Source organism: Paeniglutamicibacter psychrophenolicus (assembly GCF_030812255.1).
Lineage (GTDB): Bacteria > Actinomycetota > Actinomycetes > Actinomycetales > Micrococcaceae > Paeniglutamicibacter > Paeniglutamicibacter psychrophenolicus_A.
Genome location: NZ_JAUSSH010000018.1, coordinates 60,031 through 78,174 on the forward strand (window position 1 = coordinate 60,031; position 18,144 = coordinate 78,174).

Consider the following 18,144-nt stretch of genomic DNA (forward strand, 5'->3'; position numbering starts at 1 on the left):
TGATTGCGGGGCTTTCCCGGTGACTGAAGGTCAACGTGTGGATGGCCCGACGGCAGTGGTCATCTTGTAGACCGCGGCCGACATTGATGTCGGTCATCTGCGGTAACCTTCAGGTAACCTCTTGCAGACTGCAACTTGGCCCAAAGCCTCCAAGGAGTACATCATGTTGAACCCGCTCGACCTCGACTCGAATTCGTCCCTGCAGGCAGGGAACCCGCTTGAGTTGGAGCCGCCGAAGCCTGTGGCCGAGGTAACGGTTCATGTTCCGGAGAAGGTCGGTGGCATGGTCCTGGTGGATGCCGACGCGCAGCAGAAGCACGCTGAGACTGCCAACAGCTTTCTTGACGACCTGCTGGCGGTCCCGCTCCAGAGCCCGGAGTTTCAGACCAAGTTGGCCCAGTTGACCCGGCTGGGCGAGGGCACGATGCAGCAGGCAAGCGGTGCGTCCAACCGCATGTTGAAGAGGCCGGCAGCCGCTCTTGCCGCGACTGGCGCGGACCCTGCATCGCGGACCGGCAGCACCTTGGTGGAACTGCGGCAGATCGTCACCGAGCTGGATCCCAAGCGCCACGACTTGACTGGAACGAAGCGTTTTCTGAAGTTCCTGCCCGGGGGTAGCGCTATGCAGCGATACTTCTTGAAGTACGAGTCGTCGCAAGAGCAACTCGACGCCATTACCAAGGCACTCAAGGGTGGGCAGGACGACCTTCGGCAGGACAACGCTGCCATTCAGACCGAACGCGATGCTCTCTGGGCTGCGATGGGGAAGTTGGCGAATTACGCCGTGCTCGCGAGCCACCTTGGAGACGGTTTGGAGCGGCGCATTGAAGAGCTGCGCAACGTTGGCAAAGCGGACGACGCCACAACCCTGGAGGCAGACGCCCTCTACTATGTCCGCCAGCGCCACCAAGACTTGTTGACCCAGATGGCGGTGTCCATCCAAGGGTATCTGGCTCTTGACGTGGTCAAGAAGAACAACTCGGAGCTGATCAAGGGCGTGGATCGGGCGCTCGACACCACTCTCTCAGCGCTGCGGGTCGCGGTGATAGTTGCGCAAGCCCTGGCTCAGCAAAAGATCGTTCTGGCGCAAATTGATGCCCTCAATTCGACCACGTCGGACTTGATTGTCTCGACCTCGGAACTCCTCCGTTCCCAGGGTGCTGCCATTCACAAGAATGCTGCCCGGGCAACAATCGACTCCACCAAGTTGCAGCAAGCATTCGACAACGTATTCCAGGCCATGGACGAGATCGACAGGTACAAGACGGAAGCAGCACAGTCCATGAAACAGACGGTGCAGGTTCTCGAGGGTCAAGTGGGTCGAGCGCGACGTCAGCTTGAGCGCAGTCACGCCACAGACGCAGCCACTACGCACACACAGAGGGGCTAACGATGTCTCGCATCACTGCAGGAAATATCTTCAGGGTAGTGCTTGCATTCGTTTTCTGGCTTTTCGTCGCTTTTTACGTGCTCGTGATCGGAATTGGCGCCAAGAACAAGAAGGTTATGTTTGAAGGTGGGTGCTACGCCGCCGTCTTCATTGCCGCCGTTTCCCTTGGAAGCACCGGTGCTATCGTCGGTCTCGCGGCAATGGGCTTGTCAGCCGTGCGTTCATACATGCTTCGCGATCTGTGGCTTCCCAGAAGGGTGCGAAAATCTGAGCGCGGCAACATGGTCCACGAGCACGCGACCATGCCCCCTCCCGCCCAGCCGTACCCGACCGCAACTTCGCTCCCCGGGGCGTCGGACAACCTGTCGTCCGCTCTGGCATGGGTGAGCGCCCAGGCCAAGCAGAACAAGCACCGCCTTCCCGGTGATACATACGTAACCATCCTGGAAACCTGCCAGATGCTGGACTCGGTAATCGACGCGGAAATTCTGCAGCCGTCCGGTGATGCGCGGTTTGAGTATGAACTGGAAGCCGTGGTGAGGGAATACCTGCCAACGGTTCTTCGGGGATTCCTGGCCATACCGCCGAGCATGGTGGACAACCGGCAACCAAACGGAAGAACACCCAATGAGGAATTGGTTGAGCAACTTGGGCTCCTTCTCGGACAGGCCGAGACACTGCACTCCACCCGTCACAGCCAAGCCTCGGCGGATCTGACCACTACCGGCAACTTCCTGAGAGAACGGTTCGGGCATCACCAGCAAGGTGGATTCGACTTCGGGATCAAGTAAGAGATCACGTCCGTAGTTGATTGCGTTTCGTGGATTGATTGCCGACGGGATAGCTCGTAAAAGCAGTGCGGCTGTGAGTTGGTAGTCGTGGGCAAACGAGACTCGCTCAGGAATTCCCCCCATGTATCCGCAAGGGGGAATTCGTTGGAGACATTTTGCTCTGAGCGTCTTCCTTGTCCTGCGAACCGCAAGTTTCCCGATGCCGAGCTCGTCGCGAATCCAGTGACGATGTCTCCAAAAATGTCTTGGCTTCTCCATGTTCTCAGGGCGCACACGGTTCTTCGCGGGTACATCCGCAAGCGACGAACCAGGAAACCACCGGCACGCTGCACAACGAGATCGACTTGCCACGCGGCTGCGCGCGGCAAGCATCACGGGCCCGGTCGTCCACGTCCATCGCATCGCGCGGGGCTGTGGACGGCCGGGCTTTTTGCTGCCCGGTGAGAGGTGGCGCGCGGTGTCGACCCGCGACTGAATGAATCACCTGTTTCCTGTTGACAACCGGTTCCCGCCGCCCTAGGTTAGTTACATGAGTAATGAACCACTGAACCAATCAGGCTCGTGGGATCGTTGCGTGTCAAGAAAGGCTGGTCGTCTTGGGCGCCATCGATGATTCGCGGCCGATCTTCATCCAGATCGCGGAACTGGTCGAGTCCGAGATCGTCGCCGGCACGATGGCCGAGGAAACGCAGGTCCCCTCGACCAACGAGTTCGCGGCCTACTACCGCATCAATCCGGCCACCGCGGCCAAGGGAGTGAACCTCTTGGTTGAACGAGGAATCCTGTACAAGAAACGAGGAATTGGCATGTTCGTCGCCACTGGGGCCCGCGACCAGTTGCTGGGTAAAAGGCGCAGCGCTTTCGCCGCCCAATACATCCAACCGCTGGCCCGCGAGGCGAGGAAACTCGGCATCGACGCCGAGACACTGGCTTCGATGGTCCGCCAATCACTGGCTGCCGATGCGGCCGAAGGAAGTGTCCGATAATGGAAGCGACACCCGCACCGGCCATCGAGGTGCGAAACCTGACAAAGACCTACCGCGAAGCCAACGCCCTGGACTCGGTCTCCCTGTCCCTGGAGGCAAACCGGATCTACGGGCTGCTGGGCCGCAACGGCGCCGGCAAGACCACCCTGATGTCGATCCTCAGTGGCCAGGGGTTCCCGACCGGCGGCCAGGTGCTGATCCATGGCAAGGACCCGTACGAAAACGACGGGACGCTGGCGCGGATCTGCTTCATCCGTGAATCGCAGAGATATCCCGATGACTTCAATGCGCGCCAGGCGTTCAGGGCCGCAGCGCTGTTCTTCGCCAATTGGGACCAGGAACTGGCCGAGCGGCTCATCGAGGACTTCGCCCTGCCGACCAAGCGGCGCATCAAGAAGCTCTCCCGCGGCCAGCTCTCGGCCGTCGGGGTGATCATAGGGATGGCGGCCCGGGCAGAAATCACCGTGTTCGACGAGCCATACCTGGGGCTTGACGCGGTGGCCCGGCAGATCTTCTACGACCGCCTGGTCGAGGACTACTCCCTGCACCCGCGCACCATCGTGCTCTCCTCCCACCTGATCGACGAGATCGCGAACCTCCTGGAGCATGTCGTGGTCATCGACAAGGGACGGATCATCCTAGACGAGGACGCCGACTCGCTGCGCGGTTCGGCCTTCGCCGTGACCGGGAACCAGGAGAAGGTTGCGGCCTTCATCGAGGGCCGCCGCGTGCTGCACCGCGACTCCCTCGGTTCCCTGGCCTCGGTCACCATCCAGGCGCGGCTCGGGGCGACCGAGCGCGCCATGGCCGCCGAGCTGGGGCTTGAGATCTCACCGGTTCCACTGCAGCAACTGGTCGTGCGCACCACCATGGCCGCCCAAACTGAACCCCGCGGGGATCACTACCAGGAGGCCCTCAAATGAACCGCGTCGTCAAGGTTGCCCGGATGCAACTGATCAACAAGTGGTCATTCCTGGGGATCCCGATGGTGATCCTGGTGGCCTCCACCCTGATGACCTTTGCCATCTGGGCCCTGCTGCCGGCCAGCGCCAGGGAAGGGACCCTGTATTCGGGATCGGGCCAGGCGGTCATGTGGTATTTTCTGGCGCTGGGCATCCAGTCGCTGACCTTCACCTTCCCGTTCTCCCAAGCCATGAGCGTTTCGCGCAGGACGTTCTACCTGGGAACCCTTGGGCTTTTCGCGACCATCGCGATGGGCTATGCGATCCTGTACTACCTGCTGGGCCTGGTGGAAAAGGCCACCGGCGGCTGGGGCTTCAACGGGCAGCTCTTCGCCCTGGGCTGGATCGCCGGAAACAACGCCGCCATCCAGATCCTGTTCTACTTCGTGGCCATGGTGCTGCTGTTCATGATCGGTTTCTGGGCTGCCACGGTGTACATGCGATGGAAGGCGACCGGCTTGCTGATCGCCGGCATCGGCTTCGCCGTGGTGCTGCTGGGCCTGGTTGCGCTGGCGACACTGAACGACGCCTGGCCCCAGGTCGGCGCGTGGTTCGCAGCGATGCAGGTGCTGGGCTTGAGCATCGTCCTTGGTGGCCTCTGCGTGCTGCTGGCCGGCGGCTCCTACCTGACGCTGCGCCGGGCCACGACCTAGGCGAAGCGCACCGTGCGAACCCCGGCGGGGAAGAGGGGCGGCCCCCTCCCCGCCGGGGTTCGCCGTGCGTGTGCGGTGTCATTCGCGCCACATGCCCGGGTCGCGGTGCCCGAGGCGCAGGGGATCAACGGTATCCTTTGGTGCGTGGCCCTGGACTTTACATCGATCGACTTTGAAACCGCCAACGGATTCCGTGGCTCCGCCTGCAGCGTCGGGCTCAGCCGGGTCCGCAACGGCACCATCGTCGAGGAAGCCTCCTGGCTGATGCGCCCGCCGGAGGGATTCGACCACTTCGACCCGCGCAACGTGATGATCCACCGCATCACCGCGGACATGGTCGCCGACGCCCCGCGCTTCGGCGAACTGTTCACCCCGATGGCCAACTTCATCGGCACCGACACCCTCGTGGCGCACAACGCGGCCTTCGACCTCGGGGTGATCCGCTCCGCGCTCGAGGTCTCCGGGCTGGCCGGCCCGGCCTTCGACTACGCCTGCACCGTGAAGATGTCCCGGCGCACCTACGAGCTCTCCTCCTACTCGCTGCCCTTCGTGGCCGAAGAGGCCGGCTCGCCGATGGAAAACCACCACGACGCGCTCGCCGACGCCCGGGCCTGCGCCAACATCATGATCGACATCGCCCGCCGCCAGCAGGCCGACGCGGTGGCCGCGGCCGCCGAGACGCTGAAGGTGAAGATGGGCTTCGCCCCGGCCTATGTGCCGGGCGACGCGCTGTCCAAGGCCACCCGCGACGCCCAGGGCTGGGCAGCCAGCGGAAACCGCGTGCCGGTGCAGCCCGAGTGGGCCGCGTGGCCGCAGGAGGGCGAGGACCGCACCGGTGACCCGCAGGCCGACCCGGCACACCCGCTGTTCGGCGAGACCGTGGTGTTCACCGGGAACCTGCGCATCTCGCGGCAAATCGCCAAGGACCGCTCCGCCGAGCGCGGGGCCAACACCGCCAGCCGGGTCACCCGCGCCACCACGGTGCTGGTGGTCGGCGACGGCTTCGTCCCCGAGGACCTGTCCACCGGCCGGCTCACCGGCAAGGCCAAGCGGGTGCTGCGCCTGCAGGAGGCCGGGCAGCGCGTGGCGATCCTGTCCGAGGGCGAGTTCCTGCAGCTGATCGACGGCTTCGACGCGGCCTGAGCCGGCTGGCGCCTCGCGCGGGCGCGTGGGCGGGGCCACCGCAGCCTAGCGCCGTCCGCGCAGCACGCGCAGCGCGCCGAATCCCTCGCGCGCCAGCTGACCCACGCTGGCCTCGGGCAGGTACGCCCGGGCCAGCGCCCCGGCGATCCGCGGCAGATCCGATTCGTCGCGGTACACCAGGTACATCGGCACGATGCGCGGGGAAAACTTCGCCTTGAACGCGTGCAGCGACCCGAACCCGTAGACCGGTTCCAGGGCCCTGGCCAGCGCGGCGAGCACCCGGTCCACCGGTTCGGTCCCCGCGCGGTGCACGGCATGGGCCAGCGGCGCCCCGGACAGCGAGGCGAAGGCGGCGCCCTCGGCGGAAAACGTGCGCAGCGAGGAGGCGATGAGGAACTGGATGACCGGCCCGAAGCCGCCCGCGCGCCGGCGCATCAAATGCATCAAATCCAGTGTCCACCCGGTCACCGTTCCGCCGGCGCCATACACCGGCAGCCAGGAGAGGAACCCCTGGACGGTGCCGTCGCGCTCCCGCCGCCCAGCACCACCAGCCACAACACCGCGGTGAACGGGGCCGCGGCGATGGCCCCGCGTGCCGCGAGCAGCATCGAACCCCACCGGGCGGGCGCGGCTGCCCGGTGCGCGGTCGGCATCGGTGTTCCGCTACTGCCCGGCGGTCAGGGTCATCCAGCGCTCGTGCATGGCGTCGAGGACCGGGTCGATCTCCGAGGCCGGGCGGTGGGCCACCGCATCGGTGCCCAGCACCGCGGCCAGCAGCGTGGTGGCAAACGCGGCGGTCTCCACGTCGGGCTCCTCGCCCAGGGCCTCGAAGAGCGCGTCGTAGGCGGCCTTCGGTGCGGTGTGTGCCAGCGCGTTGCGCACGTAGGTGACGGCCCGGAAGAGCCCGGCCCCGGCGGTGTTCCCCGGTTCCCGGTCCGGTGTTTCGCCGGCCGTCGCTTCGTCGCTGTGCTGCCCGGCGGTGTCCGACGCGTTGGGCTCCGCTGCGGTGCCCTCCGCCTCCTCGTCGGCGGGTTCCCCGGGGGCGAATTCCTGCACCAGGGCCGCCCAGCGGTCCACGGAACCGGTCCCGGATTCCAGGGCGGCGCGCACCACCAGGGCCGCGGCCCCGGCAGCCCGGTGGGCGGCGGGGGAGCCGTGGGTCAGCGCCGCGGCATCGGTGGCGATCTTGGCGGTGGTGGCCTCATCGACCCGCGGCAGCAACGCCACGAACGCGGCGCGGGTGAGCACCCCGGTGGTGTCGGCCTGCGGGAAGAGCGGGCGGCCCACCGAGGCCATGTCGCGGTTGTCCAGGGCCAGCAGGTTCTGCGAGTCGCCCGTGGCGAAGGCCGGGGCTCCGGCGAAGGCCTCGTCGATCCAGCGCGGCTGCGGCTCGGGTGCGCCCTCGGGGAAGGCCTTGTTCACCAGCTTGTACCAGCGCAGCGCGGCCAGCCACATGCACGCGGCTTCGTCGGAGGCCACGCCGTCGTGGGCCCATTCCAGGGCCTCGAGCAGCCCGTCGAGCAGGTACAGGGCCAGGGTCTCGGTTTCGCCGGGCTCCTGCGCATCGCGGGCGTGGGCGGCGCCGTCGGCCGCGGCCAGCAGGACCCCGAAGACACGGTCGGAAAAATCGGCGGGAAGCGCGTACTGATCAGTTGATTCACTCACGGAAGCAAGTCTAGTGGTTTTGCACCGGCGGGCCGGGCCGAATACCAACTCGTGGCCGCCGCTGGCTACTGTGGAACCCATGCGTATCTTGCACACCTCCGACTGGCACCTGGGCCGCTCCTTCCACCAGGCCTCGCTGCTTGGGGCCCAACGTGAATTCGTCGACCGGCTCGTGGCGACCATCGAGGCCGAGGCCGTCGAGGTGCTGCTGGTCTCCGGGGACGTCTACGACCGGGCGCTGCCCTCGGTGGACGCGGTGAAGCTCTTCGACGACACCCTGGCGCGGCTGCGGGCCACCGGGGTGCGCATGGTGATCACCAGCGGGAACCACGACTCGGCGCTGCGCCTGGGCTTCGGCTCGGCGTTGCTGGAACACGCGGGGTTGCACCTGCGCACCCGAGTCGCGGACATCGCCAAGCCCGCGGTGTTCGCCGGCGACGGGTTCGAGGTGGCCGTCTACGGGCTGCCCTACCTGGAGCCGCGCATGGTCGCCGAGTCCCTGGGCGTCACCGAGCCCGGGCACCCGCCGGTGGTTGCCGCCGCCCTTGAACGGGTCCGCGCGGACCTGGCCGAACGCCAGGAAGCCGCAAGCGTCCCGGTGCACGGGATCGTGCTGGCGCATGTCTTTGCCGCCGGGGGTGCCGGATCAGATTCGGAGCGCGAGCTGAGCATCGGCGGGCTGGACATCGTGCCCACCTCCTTCTTCGCCGACTTCGCCTACGCGGCCCTGGGCCACCTGCACGGGCGCCAGGCCCTGGGGCACAACGTGCGCTATTCCGGTTCCCCGATTCCGTACTCGTTCTCCGAGGCCGGGCACTCCAAGGGCGCCTGGCTGCTGGATATCGGCCCCGGGGGGCTGGGAGAGGTGCGCGGCATCGACTGGCCCGCATCCAAGGAGCTGCGGATCCTCAAGGGCAAGATCGATGAGCTGCTCACCGAGCCGGCCTACGCCTCGGCGCAGGACGCCTGGTGCCAGGTCACCCTGACCGACACCCATCGGCCCGCCGGGGCCATGGAGCGGCTGCGCGGCCGCTTCCCGGACACCCTGGTGCTGAACTTCGAACCCGAGGACCGCGCGGCGGACCCGCACCATTCCTACGCGCAGCGGCTGGCCGCCGCCACCTCGCCGGTCCAGGTCTGCGCCGGGTTCGTCGACCACGTGCGGATGCGGCCCCTGAGCGAGGCCGAGGAAGAACTGGTGGTCTCGGTGCTGGACCAGGTCAAGAGCGAAAAGGTGCAGGCATGAGGGTGCATTCGCTTCAGCTGCAGGCCTTTGGCCCCTTCGCGAAGCGGGCCACCATCGACTTCGACGCGCTCTCCGAGGCCGGGATCTTCCTGCTCAACGGGGAGACCGGCGCCGGGAAGACCAGCGTGCTGGACGGGATCTGCTACGCGCTCTACGGCTCGCTGCCCGGGGTGCGGACCGGGTCCAAGTCGCTGCGCAGCGACCACGCGGCACCCGATGCGGTGCCGGAGGTCATCTGCGAGTTCTCCACCGGCGGGCGGCGCTTCGAGGTCACCCGCTCCCCGGCGTGGGAGCGGCCCTCGGCCCGCAGCAAGAACGGCTTCACCACCGCCCAGGCCCAGTCCCGGCTGCGCGAACGCATCGACGGGACCTGGGTGGAGAAATCCACCCGCAACGACGAGGTCGGGCAGCTGCTCACCGAGGTGCTGGGGCTGGACCGGGAGCAGTTCACCAAGGTCGCGATGCTGCCCCAGGGCGCCTTCGCCGCCTTCCTGCGCGCCAAGGACAAGGACCGCGAGGACCTTTTGCGCTCGCTCTTCGACACCAGCGAGTACGCGATGACCGAGCGGATCCTGGGCGAGCGCCTCAACGCCGCCCGCGCCGAGGCCGAGGAGGCAGCGCGCGCCCGCACCACCACGCTCCACGCGCTGGTGTCCGACGCCGAGGCCACGCTGTTCGCGGGTGTCCACGACGCCGAAACCGGGGCCGAAGCCAATAGGGACAACGGGCAGGGCACCGGGGAAGGCACTGCACCGGACACCGGGCTGCCGCCCGAGGCCCGCGAACACCTGCAGGCCGGGGAAGACGCGGAACTAGGCACCGTGCTGCGCGAACGCGTCGCCACCACCCGCACCGCGCTGGGCGAGGCGCGGGCCTCGGCCGAGGCGGCGCTCGCCGCGGCCCAAGAATCCCGGACCGCACTGCACGAGCGGGCCACCCGGCACCGCCAGCTGGCCGAGCTGACAACCCTGCGCGCATCCCACGAGGACCGCGCCGAAGAGATCGCCGCACTCGGGGCGCTGCTGGAGGCCGACGCCCGCGCCGTTGGCCTGCGCCCGTACCACCAGCAATTGCTCGACGCCCGGACCAAGTCCGATGCTGCCCATCGCCGGCTGGCCGACGCGATGTCCGCGATCGAATCCGGCGAGGCCCGGACGGCACTGGATGCCCGGGACGCAGGCCTCGAAACCCTGCTGGCCGCCGCGCGCAGCGGGGAGCCGGCGCCCACGGAACTTGAGGCCCTGGGCGGGCATGCCGGCGACGCGGCCAAGGACTCCCGTGCCGCCGCGGCCCTGATCGAGGCCGCGCTGCCCGAGGAGGCCGAACTGGCCCAGGCACGCCGGGACATCGACGCCCTGCAGGAGGACATCGAGGCCGGCACCCTCAAGCAGGCGGAGCGATCCACCCGCATCCAGGCTCTCGGGGACCAGCTCCCGGTCCTGCGCACCCGGAACGGGGAACTGGCCGCGCTCGCCGAATCCGCACCCGGCCTGGAATCCGCGGTGCGGCTTGCCACCGAACGCCGCGACGCCGTGGCCGCACGCACCAAGGCGGAAAAGGCGCAGGTCACCGCGCACACAGCGTGGAACAAGGCACGCACCGGAACCCTTGAGGCCCGCGAACGGGTCGCCGCGCTGATCTCCCTGCGCCTGGAGCAGTCGGCCGCGGCCCTGGCCCGGGAACTGGTCGACGGGGAACCCTGCCTGGTGTGCGGATCGACCACCCACCCGGAACCGGCCACCCTGCCCGAGGGCGAACTGATCGGGGCCCGGGACATCGAGGCCGCCCAGGCCCTGCTGGCCACGGCGGAAAAGACCGAGGAGAAACACCGCACCGCGCTGAAGCAGGCGGACACCGCCCTGGATGTCGGCCGCGGCAAGATCGGCGAGCTCTCGACCGAGGAGGCGGAGGCCGAGTTGAAGACGGCCACCGACGCGCACGCCCAGGCGTTGGCCTCGGCGGGCGAATCCGCCGCCGCGGCCCGGACGCTGGAGCAGGCCGAAACCGAGCTCGAGGCCCTGAATGCGGCACTGGCCTCGGCCGCCACCGCACTTGAGGTCGCGGCCGCCAGGAAGCAGGCCGAGGAGGCGAAGGCCACCAAGCTCGCCGCGCGGCTGGCCAAGCTGGGCCGGGACGGCCAGTCCCTAACCGAACGCCACATGGCCCTGTCCGCCGCCGCGAAATCCCTGGAAACCCTGGCCGGCGCGGTGCAGGTGCGCCTCGACGCGGGCACCGCCCTGGAGGATGCGCGGCTCCTGTGGGCGGGCAGGCTGGCCGGGATCGGGGCGGCCGACACCGCCGCCTGGAAGGAGCTGCAGCTGGACGATGCCCGGCGCTCCACCGAGCAGGCACGGGTGCGCGAGCACAACGACGCGGCCGTGCGCATCAAGACCCTGGCCGAGGCGCCGGGGATCGAGCTGGCCCGCACCGAGGCCGCCGAAGGCATCGGTGCCCCGGACGAGGACGACATCGAGGCCGCCGGCCAGGCCATGGCCCGGGGCACGGAGGCACGCGACGGCCTGCTGGCCCGCGACGCGGTGCTCGCCAGCTACGCCGCACGCCTGGAAACCGCCCTTGAACGCCTGGCCGCGCTGGCCGTTGAAGCCGGACCGGTCGTCGAACGCTTCGAGACGCTCAAGGGCATCGCCGACCTGGCCCGCGGCGCGGGGGAGAACCGGCTGAAGATGACGCTGAGCACCTACGTGCTCGCGGCCCGGCTGGAATCGGTGGCGCTGGCGGCGACCGAGCGGCTGCTGGCGATGACCGGGGAGCGGTACTCGCTGGTCCACGACGACACCCCGCGCGGCAACAACAAGTCCGGGCTGGGCCTGCAGATCCTTGACTCCTGGACCGGGGTGCGGCGCGACACCCAGACCCTCTCGGGCGGGGAGTCGTTCATGGCCTCGCTGTCCCTGGCCCTGGGGCTGGCCGACGTCATCCAGCACCAGAGCGGCGGCATCGACATCGAGACGCTCTTCGTCGACGAGGGCTTCGGCTCCCTGGATGCCGAGACGCTCGAGGAGGTCATGGACGCGCTGGAGAACCTGCGCAGCGGCGGACGGGTCATCGGGGTCGTCTCGCATGTGGCGGACATGAAGCAGCGCATCACCACCCAGCTGAATGTGCACAAGTCACGCACGGGTTCCACGGTGTCGATGCAGGCGGGGGTGTGACCGGGACCCTTGTGGCCCTCCGATAGACTGATCGTTGGTTTCAAAGGGTTTTGTGTAGCGGGAGGCAGGGACGGTGCACGCGTGTATGTGGAGTGCCCGTCATCACCATGAGTAATTCCGTTTCCAGGAAAACAACGCCCCAGCCCTCGCCCTATGCGGCGCTTCCGCCGCTGGTCGGCTGGGCCTTCTTCCCCTTGGGCTTCTTCGCCCGCCTGCCGCTGGCCATGCTGACCATCGGCTCCATGACCCTGCTGATCGATTCGACCGGCTCCTACGCCGCCGGCGGCATGGCCGCCGCCATGGTCGGGATCGGCTCGGCCGTGGGAGGGCCCACCATCGGCTACCTCTCGGACCGCTTCGGCCAGCGCCGCGTGCTGGTCCCGGTGGCGGTGGCCCAGGCCATCTTGATCACCGCGCTGCTCTGGTTCGGGGGCGCCGGTCCGCTGGCGCCGCTGGGCGTCATCGTGCTGCTGGCCATCCTGGCCGGGGCCACCGGCCCGCAGGTCGGCCCGCTGGCCCGTGTGCGCTGGATGGCGCTGACCCGCAAGCGCGACACCGGCGGTCGCGAGCTCTCCGCGGCCCTGAGCTACGAGTCCATGGTCGACGAGCTGGGCTTCGTGCTCGGCCCGGCGGCCGTGGGCCTGTTCGCCGCACTGGTCGCACCCTGGCTGCCGCTGGCCATCGCCGCGGTCCTGACCATCGTGCTGGTCCCGCTCTTCGCGGTGCACCGCACCGAAAAGGCCGTGCTGCCCGCGGCGCGGAACGCCGTGAAGGTGAAGCTCACCTCCAACCAGGTCACCGGCATTTCCTTCGCCGTGGCCGGCATGATCGGCATGGGAACCTTCTTCGGCGCCAGTGCCGCCGGAACCCTGGCCTTTGCCGGGGCGCTGGGCAACGCGAACATCGGCGGGCTGCTGTACGCCGCGGTCGGGTTCACCTCCGCGATCGCCGCGCTCTCGGTGGCCTTCTGGCCCAGCGGGTGGCCGCAAGCCAGCCGCTGGCTCGCCGCGGCGATCTTCATGGTCCCGGCGGCCCTGGCCCTGCAGCTTCCCGGGGACCTAGTCCCGATGATTGCCGCACTGCTGATCGTGGGCATCCCCGTGGGCCCGGTGCTGGTCACGATCTTCACCCTCGGCGGGGAAATCGCCCCGCGCGAGCGCCTGTCCACGGTCATGACGCTGCTGTCCTCGGGGATCGTGGTGGGCACCGCCATCGGCAACTCGCTGGCCGGGCTGCTGGCCGATTCCCACGGCTATGCCGGAGCCTACGCGGTGGCCGCCGGGGCCGCCGGGTTGATCCTGGCCGCCGGCATCGCCATGGCGATCCTGCGCCAGCGCCAGCGCCGCACCATGCTCGCCGGCCACGGCCCGCGCGCCTGACCGCACCGGCCCGGAAACGTCGAGCGGGCGCCGGCACCACGGATTTCCCCGGGTGCCGGCGCCCGCTTTTTCGCGTGCGGGGAACTCAGGCCAGTTCGGCCTCGATGGCCAGCGCCGCCGCCTTCATCCTGGCGCCGATTGCAGCGACCTCGCTGGTGTTCGACCCGGTGCTGTAGACCACCGCGACGGCCGCCGGAAGCCGGCCCGGCACGTTGATGGGCGCGGCCACCGAGGACAGGCCGGGGATCACCTCGTCGATGCTGGTGGCATATCCCTGGGCACGTGCAATGGCGGCATTGTCCCGGTACGGCGTCCCGTGGTTGAGCTCGTTCCACTGCTCCGCGGTGAGCGTGGACTGCATGGCGATGCCCGGCGCCCCGTGCCCGAAGGGGTGCCGGGTTCCCGGGTGCTGCACCACCGTGGCGTGCACGTGGCGCGGCTCGACCGTCACCAGCGTGGTGCAGTCCGGCTGGTCCCACACGGCGATGAAGGCGCACATCTTCAACTCGTTGGCCAGCACCGTCAGCTCGGGCAGCGCCGCGCTTTGCAGGTCGCGCTGCACCCCGCGGGCCAGCACCGCCAGCCCGGGGGCCCCGTGCACCCGGCCGGACTCGTCGCGGGTGACCAGGCGGTGGGATTCCAGGGTGCGCAGGATCCGGTAGGCAATCGAGCGGTGCACTCCCATGTCGGCCGCGAGTTCCGCAATGGTCCGCGGGCCGTCGGCCTCGGCCAGGATCTCTAGCATGCGGATGCCGCGGGACAGGGTTTGCGATGCCGGGGCGGGGGCGCTGGTGGCAGTCATGGGTTTGGTGGCCATCCTCTGGGGAATCGTGCTGATGTGGCGTGCCGGTTGCTGCCGGGGGGGTTGTTGGCCAACCGGTGCTGGGCTATGGTGCAAATAGGGTTCTTTATTGGAACTATACGTTCGATATTAGAACATTTCCTTCTCCGTTGCGAGGAACCGAACGGCAGGAAATGGATCCGGGAGCACGCCATGATCGTTCCGCGCAGCAGGGGAGCCGCAGAGGGCGGACTCCCGCGCAGGATCGATGCCTCAACATTGCCACATTTCCGCGGCAGCCTCGGGCGTTTTGCCACCGGCGTCGCCATCGTGACCTTCGACGGGGCAACCCGCCGGCACGGGATCACCGTCAACTCCTTCACCTCCGTCTCCATGGACCCGCCGCTGGTGCTGGTGTCCATCGCCCGCAAGTCCAGGGCCCACGACGAACTGGCCAATACGCCGTTCACCGTGAACATCCTGGGTGCCGAGCAAAAGGCGCTGGCCCTGCACTTCGCCGGCCGCCCGAGCCACGAGCCGGCCTGGGTCGAGGGGGAGACCGCCCCGCGCCTGGCCGGAGTGCTCGCCTATTTCTCCTGCACCCCGTGGGCCGCCTACGACGGCGGGGACCACACCCTGTACCTGGGCGAGGTCCAGGACTTCAACTACCGTCGCGGCGACGCCTTGGCCTTCGCCAACTCCGCCTTCACCACCATCCCCGAAAGCCAACTCGGCGTCGAGGAGCTTCTCTAGGTCCGCGCCCGCCGCATGTCCCTTCCCGCACACCACCGCCACATCCGAAGAAAGCCCGCCACGCAAAAAGAGGTCCTCACCATGGGAATCCGAACCGGCCAACAGTTCCTGGACAAGCTCGATGCGATGTCCCCGCACCTGGTGATCGACGGGGAGGTGGTGTCGAGGAACCTCACGCAGCACCCCGCCTTCAAGAACCTGGCGCAGACCTACGCCAGGCTCTTCGACATGCAACACGACCCGGCGCACCAGGATGCCCTCACCTACATCTCGCCCACCACCGGAGACCGGGTCAATGCCTCCTTCCTGATTCCCCGCACCCCGGAGGACCTGGCCCAACGCCGGGCCGCCACCAACACCTGGGCGCAGTACTCCAACGGATTCCTGGGCCGCACCGCCGACTACATGAACTCCGCGCTCACCGCCCTGGCCAGCGCCAAGACCTTCTTCGCGAAGGGAGGCCCGGTCTACGGGGAGCGCATCGAGGCGTACTACGAGTTCGCGCGCGAAAACGACCTGCTGGCCACGCACACGCTGATCCCGCCGCAGGTCAACCGCTCGGTCTCGGGATCCGAGCAGATGGGCGGGCAGCTCACCGCCCGCATCGTGGAGGAACGCTCCGATGGCGTGATCATCAACGGGGCCAGGATGCTGGCCACCGTCGCGCCGATCGCCGACGAGCTGTTGGTCTTCCCCTCCACGGTGCTGCGCGGAACCCCGGAGGACGCCCCGTACTCCTTCGCCGTTGCGGTGCCCAACGATGCCCCGCGGCTGCGCTATCTCTGCCGCACCGGGTTGCACAACGGAGGGAACACGCACGACGAGCCGCTGGCCGCACGCTTCGACGAGATCGACGCGGTGGTGGTCTTCGACGACGTGTTCGTCCCCAACGACCGGATCTTCATGCTCGGGCACCCGGAGCTGTGCAACGCCTGGTACACCGACACCGGCGCCGGCGCGCTGATGACCCACCAGGTCGTCACCCGCACCGTGGCCAAGTCCGAATTCTTCCTGGGCCTGGCCTCGGAGATCGGCGCGGCCATCGGCATTGACGGCTTCGCGCACATCCAGGAGGACCTGGCCGAGCTGATCCGCAACGTGGAAATCGGCAAGGCGCTGGTGGTCGCCGCCGAGGCGCAGGCCGCCATGAGCGTCGACGGGGTGCTGTTGCCGCATTGGGAGACGCTGAACGCGGCACGGAACTGGTACCCGAAGATCTCCCAGCGCTACCCGGAGATCATCCGCAAGATGTGCGCCTCGGGGCTGATGGCGCTGCCCGGGCAGGCGGACCTGGAGGTGGCGGGCGAGGACATCGCCAAGTACCTGCAGGGCAAGTCGCTGACCGGGTCCGAGCGCATTGCGCTGTTCAAGCTCGCCTACGACGCCTCGATCACCGGGTTCGCCGGGCGCCAGTCGCTCTACGAGTACTTCTTCTTCGGGGACCCGGTGCGCATGGCCGGGGCCATGGTCAACGGCTACGACCGCGAGCCGGTGCGGGCAAGGGTGCGCGAATTCCTGGCCCGCGACCAATGAACCCTGAACGGATTCCCCCTTGGCCGGCCGCCCGTTGCGATGCCGTGCCCCTGCGCGGTGCAGGCGCCGGACCGGCACGGATCCGGCGCCGAAGGAGGCGCGCGGACGAACCCCCGCTAGGCGGACGTGAGTGAACTCACGATCATGGGTTACTATGGTCACACGGCATAACCGTCCGAACGGTCGGTATAACCACACTCACACCGCGCGCAGCGCCAGATTCCGGAGATCATCCATGGCATCCTTTTCACTTGCGGCACAACGGAAGCGTTCCGAAGAACGCCGCGTTCTCGCCGGCACGCTGGTCGGCACCACCATCGAGTGGTACGATTTCTTCATTTTCGCCCAGCTGACGGCGACCTTGCTCACTCCGCTCTTCCTCAAGCCGTTGAGCGAATCCAACCCGGGCCTGGGACAGATCCTGGCATTCGCCATGATCGGCATTTCCTTCCTGTTCCGCCCACTGGGCGCCATCGTCGCAGGCCACTTGGGGGACAAGTACGGCCGCAAGCGCGTCCTGGTGGCCACCTTGATCATGATGGGCATTGCCACCGCGTTGATCGGCGTGTTGCCGACCTACGCCCAGATCGGCATTGCTGCACCACTGCTGCTGGTGCTGCTGCGCATCATTCAGGGTTTCTCCGCCGGTGGCGAATGGGGAGGGGCCGCCCTGATGGCCGTCGAGCACGCACCGGCGAACAAGCGCGGCTACTTCGGCGCCTACCCGCAGATCGGCGTACCAATCGGCATGATCCTGGCAACAGGCCTGCTCTACATCCTGCGTACCTCGATGACCCCGGAACAGTTCACCTCGTGGGGTTGGCGCATCCCGTTCCTGCTCTCGGTGGTGTTGATCGTGGTCGGCTACATGATCCGCAAGGCCGTTGAGGAATCCCCGGTCTTCAAGCAGCTTGCCCTGCGCAAGGCATCCGAGCACACCCCGCTGAAGCAGCTCTTCAAGTCCAACACCAAGGAAGTCCTGCAGGCTGCACTGATCTTCGTGTCGAACAATGCCGCCGGATACCTGGTCATCGCATTCTTCATTTCCTACACCACCAAGGTACTGGGCATGCCGGTCGCACCGGTGCTGCTGGCCACCACCATCGGTGCCGTGGGGTGGCTGATCTTCACCCTGGTCGGCGGCTGGCTCTCCGACCACCTGGGACGCCGGAACACCTTCGTCATCGGCTACGGCATCGTCTTTGTCTGGATGATCCCGATGTTCATGCTCATCGACACCGGGTCCATCTTCCTTTACGGGCTCTCGGTCTTCGTGCTGACCGCCGGGCTGGGGCTGTCCTACGGACCGCAGTCGGCCATGTACGCCGAGATGTTCCCGGCGCACATCCGCTACTCGGGCATCTCCATCGGCTATGCCCTGGGTGCAATCCTTGGCGGAGCCTTCGCGGCGACCGTCGCCCAGATCCTGCTGGAGGAGACCGGCAAGTCGATCTCCATCGCCATCTACATCATGGTCCTGACCGTGATCTCCGTGGTCGCGGTGCTGTGGGTCGGGGAGACCAAGGGCAACAACCTGCACGTCGAGGACGTGGATCCGGAACTGCAGGCCGCCCACGACGCGGCGCAGCGCGACCAGCACGCCTAGCCACCACACCCGGTGCGCCCGTGCGCACCGCGCAGGCGACCAACAAGCAAGGGGCCCGGCGGCTCCCGTACCCCGGTCTTCGG

15 protein-coding genes are annotated in these 18,144 nt (G+C 67.8%); 12 read left to right on the forward strand and 3 right to left on the reverse strand.

Going from position 1 to position 18,144, the window contains the following annotated elements; genetic code table 11:
* Positions 1-163: 163 nt before the first annotated feature.
* From J2T21_RS18580 to J2T21_RS18605, 6 genes are all read left to right on the forward strand, one after another.
* A complete protein-coding gene (locus J2T21_RS18580; protein ID WP_307583446.1) occupies positions 164-1,390 on the forward strand; it encodes a toxic anion resistance protein in 1,227 nt (408 codons plus the stop codon).
* 2 nt (positions 1,391-1,392) lie between these two features.
* Complete coding sequence (locus J2T21_RS18585) at positions 1,393-2,181, forward strand: hypothetical protein (protein ID WP_307583447.1); 789 nt, start codon at positions 1,393-1,395, stop codon at positions 2,179-2,181.
* 596 nt (positions 2,182-2,777) lie between these two features.
* On the forward strand, positions 2,778-3,167 hold the full coding sequence (locus J2T21_RS18590) for a GntR family transcriptional regulator (RefSeq protein ID WP_307583448.1): 390 nt from the start codon (positions 2,778-2,780) through the stop codon (positions 3,165-3,167).
* Complete coding sequence (locus tag J2T21_RS18595) at positions 3,167-4,090, forward strand: ABC transporter ATP-binding protein (RefSeq protein ID WP_307583449.1); 924 nt, start codon at positions 3,167-3,169, stop codon at positions 4,088-4,090. Before J2T21_RS18590 ends, J2T21_RS18595 begins: the two co-directional genes overlap by 1 nt.
* Positions 4,087-4,782 carry a hypothetical protein gene (locus J2T21_RS18600; protein WP_307583450.1) on the forward strand — a complete coding sequence of 232 codons (696 nt, stop codon included), beginning with the start codon at positions 4,087-4,089 and terminating at the stop codon, positions 4,780-4,782. The genes J2T21_RS18595 and J2T21_RS18600 overlap by 4 nt, the downstream gene beginning before the upstream one ends.
* A gap of 144 nt (positions 4,783-4,926) precedes the next feature.
* Entirely contained in the window at positions 4,927-5,925 is a 999-nt protein-coding gene (locus tag J2T21_RS18605; protein ID WP_307583451.1) for an exonuclease domain-containing protein, read from the forward strand.
* A 45-nt stretch (positions 5,926-5,970) separates the two neighbouring features.
* Here the strand turns inward: J2T21_RS18605 and J2T21_RS18610 are convergent, their stop codons facing one another.
* Both J2T21_RS18610 and J2T21_RS18615 read right to left on the reverse strand, forming a co-directional pair.
* Complete coding sequence (locus J2T21_RS18610; protein WP_307583452.1) at positions 5,971-6,543, reverse strand: phosphatidylglycerol lysyltransferase domain-containing protein; 573 nt, start codon at positions 6,541-6,543, stop codon at positions 5,971-5,973.
* Between the two features lie 45 nt (positions 6,544-6,588).
* Positions 6,589-7,590: an ADP-ribosylglycohydrolase family protein gene (locus J2T21_RS18615; RefSeq protein WP_307583453.1), complete on the reverse strand. Its 1,002-nt coding sequence runs from the start codon at positions 7,588-7,590 to the stop codon at positions 6,589-6,591.
* A 79-nt stretch (positions 7,591-7,669) separates the two neighbouring features.
* On the opposite strand from J2T21_RS18615, the gene J2T21_RS18620 reads away from it, so the two are divergent.
* The 3 genes from J2T21_RS18620 to J2T21_RS18630 all read left to right on the forward strand — a co-directional run bounded on the left by J2T21_RS18620 (position 7,670) and on the right by J2T21_RS18630 (position 13,388).
* Positions 7,670-8,836: an exonuclease SbcCD subunit D gene (locus J2T21_RS18620; RefSeq protein ID WP_307583454.1), complete on the forward strand. Its 1,167-nt coding sequence runs from the start codon at positions 7,670-7,672 to the stop codon at positions 8,834-8,836.
* Positions 8,833-12,009, forward strand: a complete 3,177-nt coding sequence (locus J2T21_RS18625) for an AAA family ATPase (RefSeq protein ID WP_307583455.1) — start codon at positions 8,833-8,835, stop codon at positions 12,007-12,009. The genes J2T21_RS18620 and J2T21_RS18625 overlap by 4 nt, the downstream gene beginning before the upstream one ends.
* Before the next feature lie 107 nt (positions 12,010-12,116).
* Entirely contained in the window at positions 12,117-13,388 is a 1,272-nt protein-coding gene (locus J2T21_RS18630; RefSeq protein ID WP_307583456.1) for an MFS transporter, read from the forward strand.
* An 85-nt stretch (positions 13,389-13,473) separates the two neighbouring features.
* Here the strand turns inward: J2T21_RS18630 and J2T21_RS18635 are convergent, their stop codons facing one another.
* Positions 13,474-14,190: an IclR family transcriptional regulator gene (locus tag J2T21_RS18635; protein WP_307583458.1), complete on the reverse strand. Its 717-nt coding sequence runs from the start codon at positions 14,188-14,190 to the stop codon at positions 13,474-13,476.
* Positions 14,191-14,382: 192 nt separating this feature from the next.
* Between J2T21_RS18635 and J2T21_RS18640 the strand changes: the two genes are divergently transcribed.
* The 3 genes from J2T21_RS18640 to J2T21_RS18650 all read left to right on the forward strand — a co-directional run bounded on the left by J2T21_RS18640 (position 14,383) and on the right by J2T21_RS18650 (position 18,061).
* Positions 14,383-14,922 carry a flavin reductase family protein gene (locus J2T21_RS18640; RefSeq protein ID WP_307583459.1) on the forward strand — a complete coding sequence of 180 codons (540 nt, stop codon included), beginning with the start codon at positions 14,383-14,385 and terminating at the stop codon, positions 14,920-14,922.
* Between the two features lie 81 nt (positions 14,923-15,003).
* A complete protein-coding gene (hpaB, locus tag J2T21_RS18645) occupies positions 15,004-16,455 on the forward strand; it encodes a 4-hydroxyphenylacetate 3-monooxygenase, oxygenase component (protein ID WP_307583460.1) in 1,452 nt (483 codons plus the stop codon).
* A gap of 235 nt (positions 16,456-16,690) precedes the next feature.
* A complete protein-coding gene (locus J2T21_RS18650) occupies positions 16,691-18,061 on the forward strand; it encodes an MFS transporter (protein WP_307583461.1) in 1,371 nt (456 codons plus the stop codon).
* The last annotated feature ends 83 nt before the right edge of the window (positions 18,062-18,144 follow it).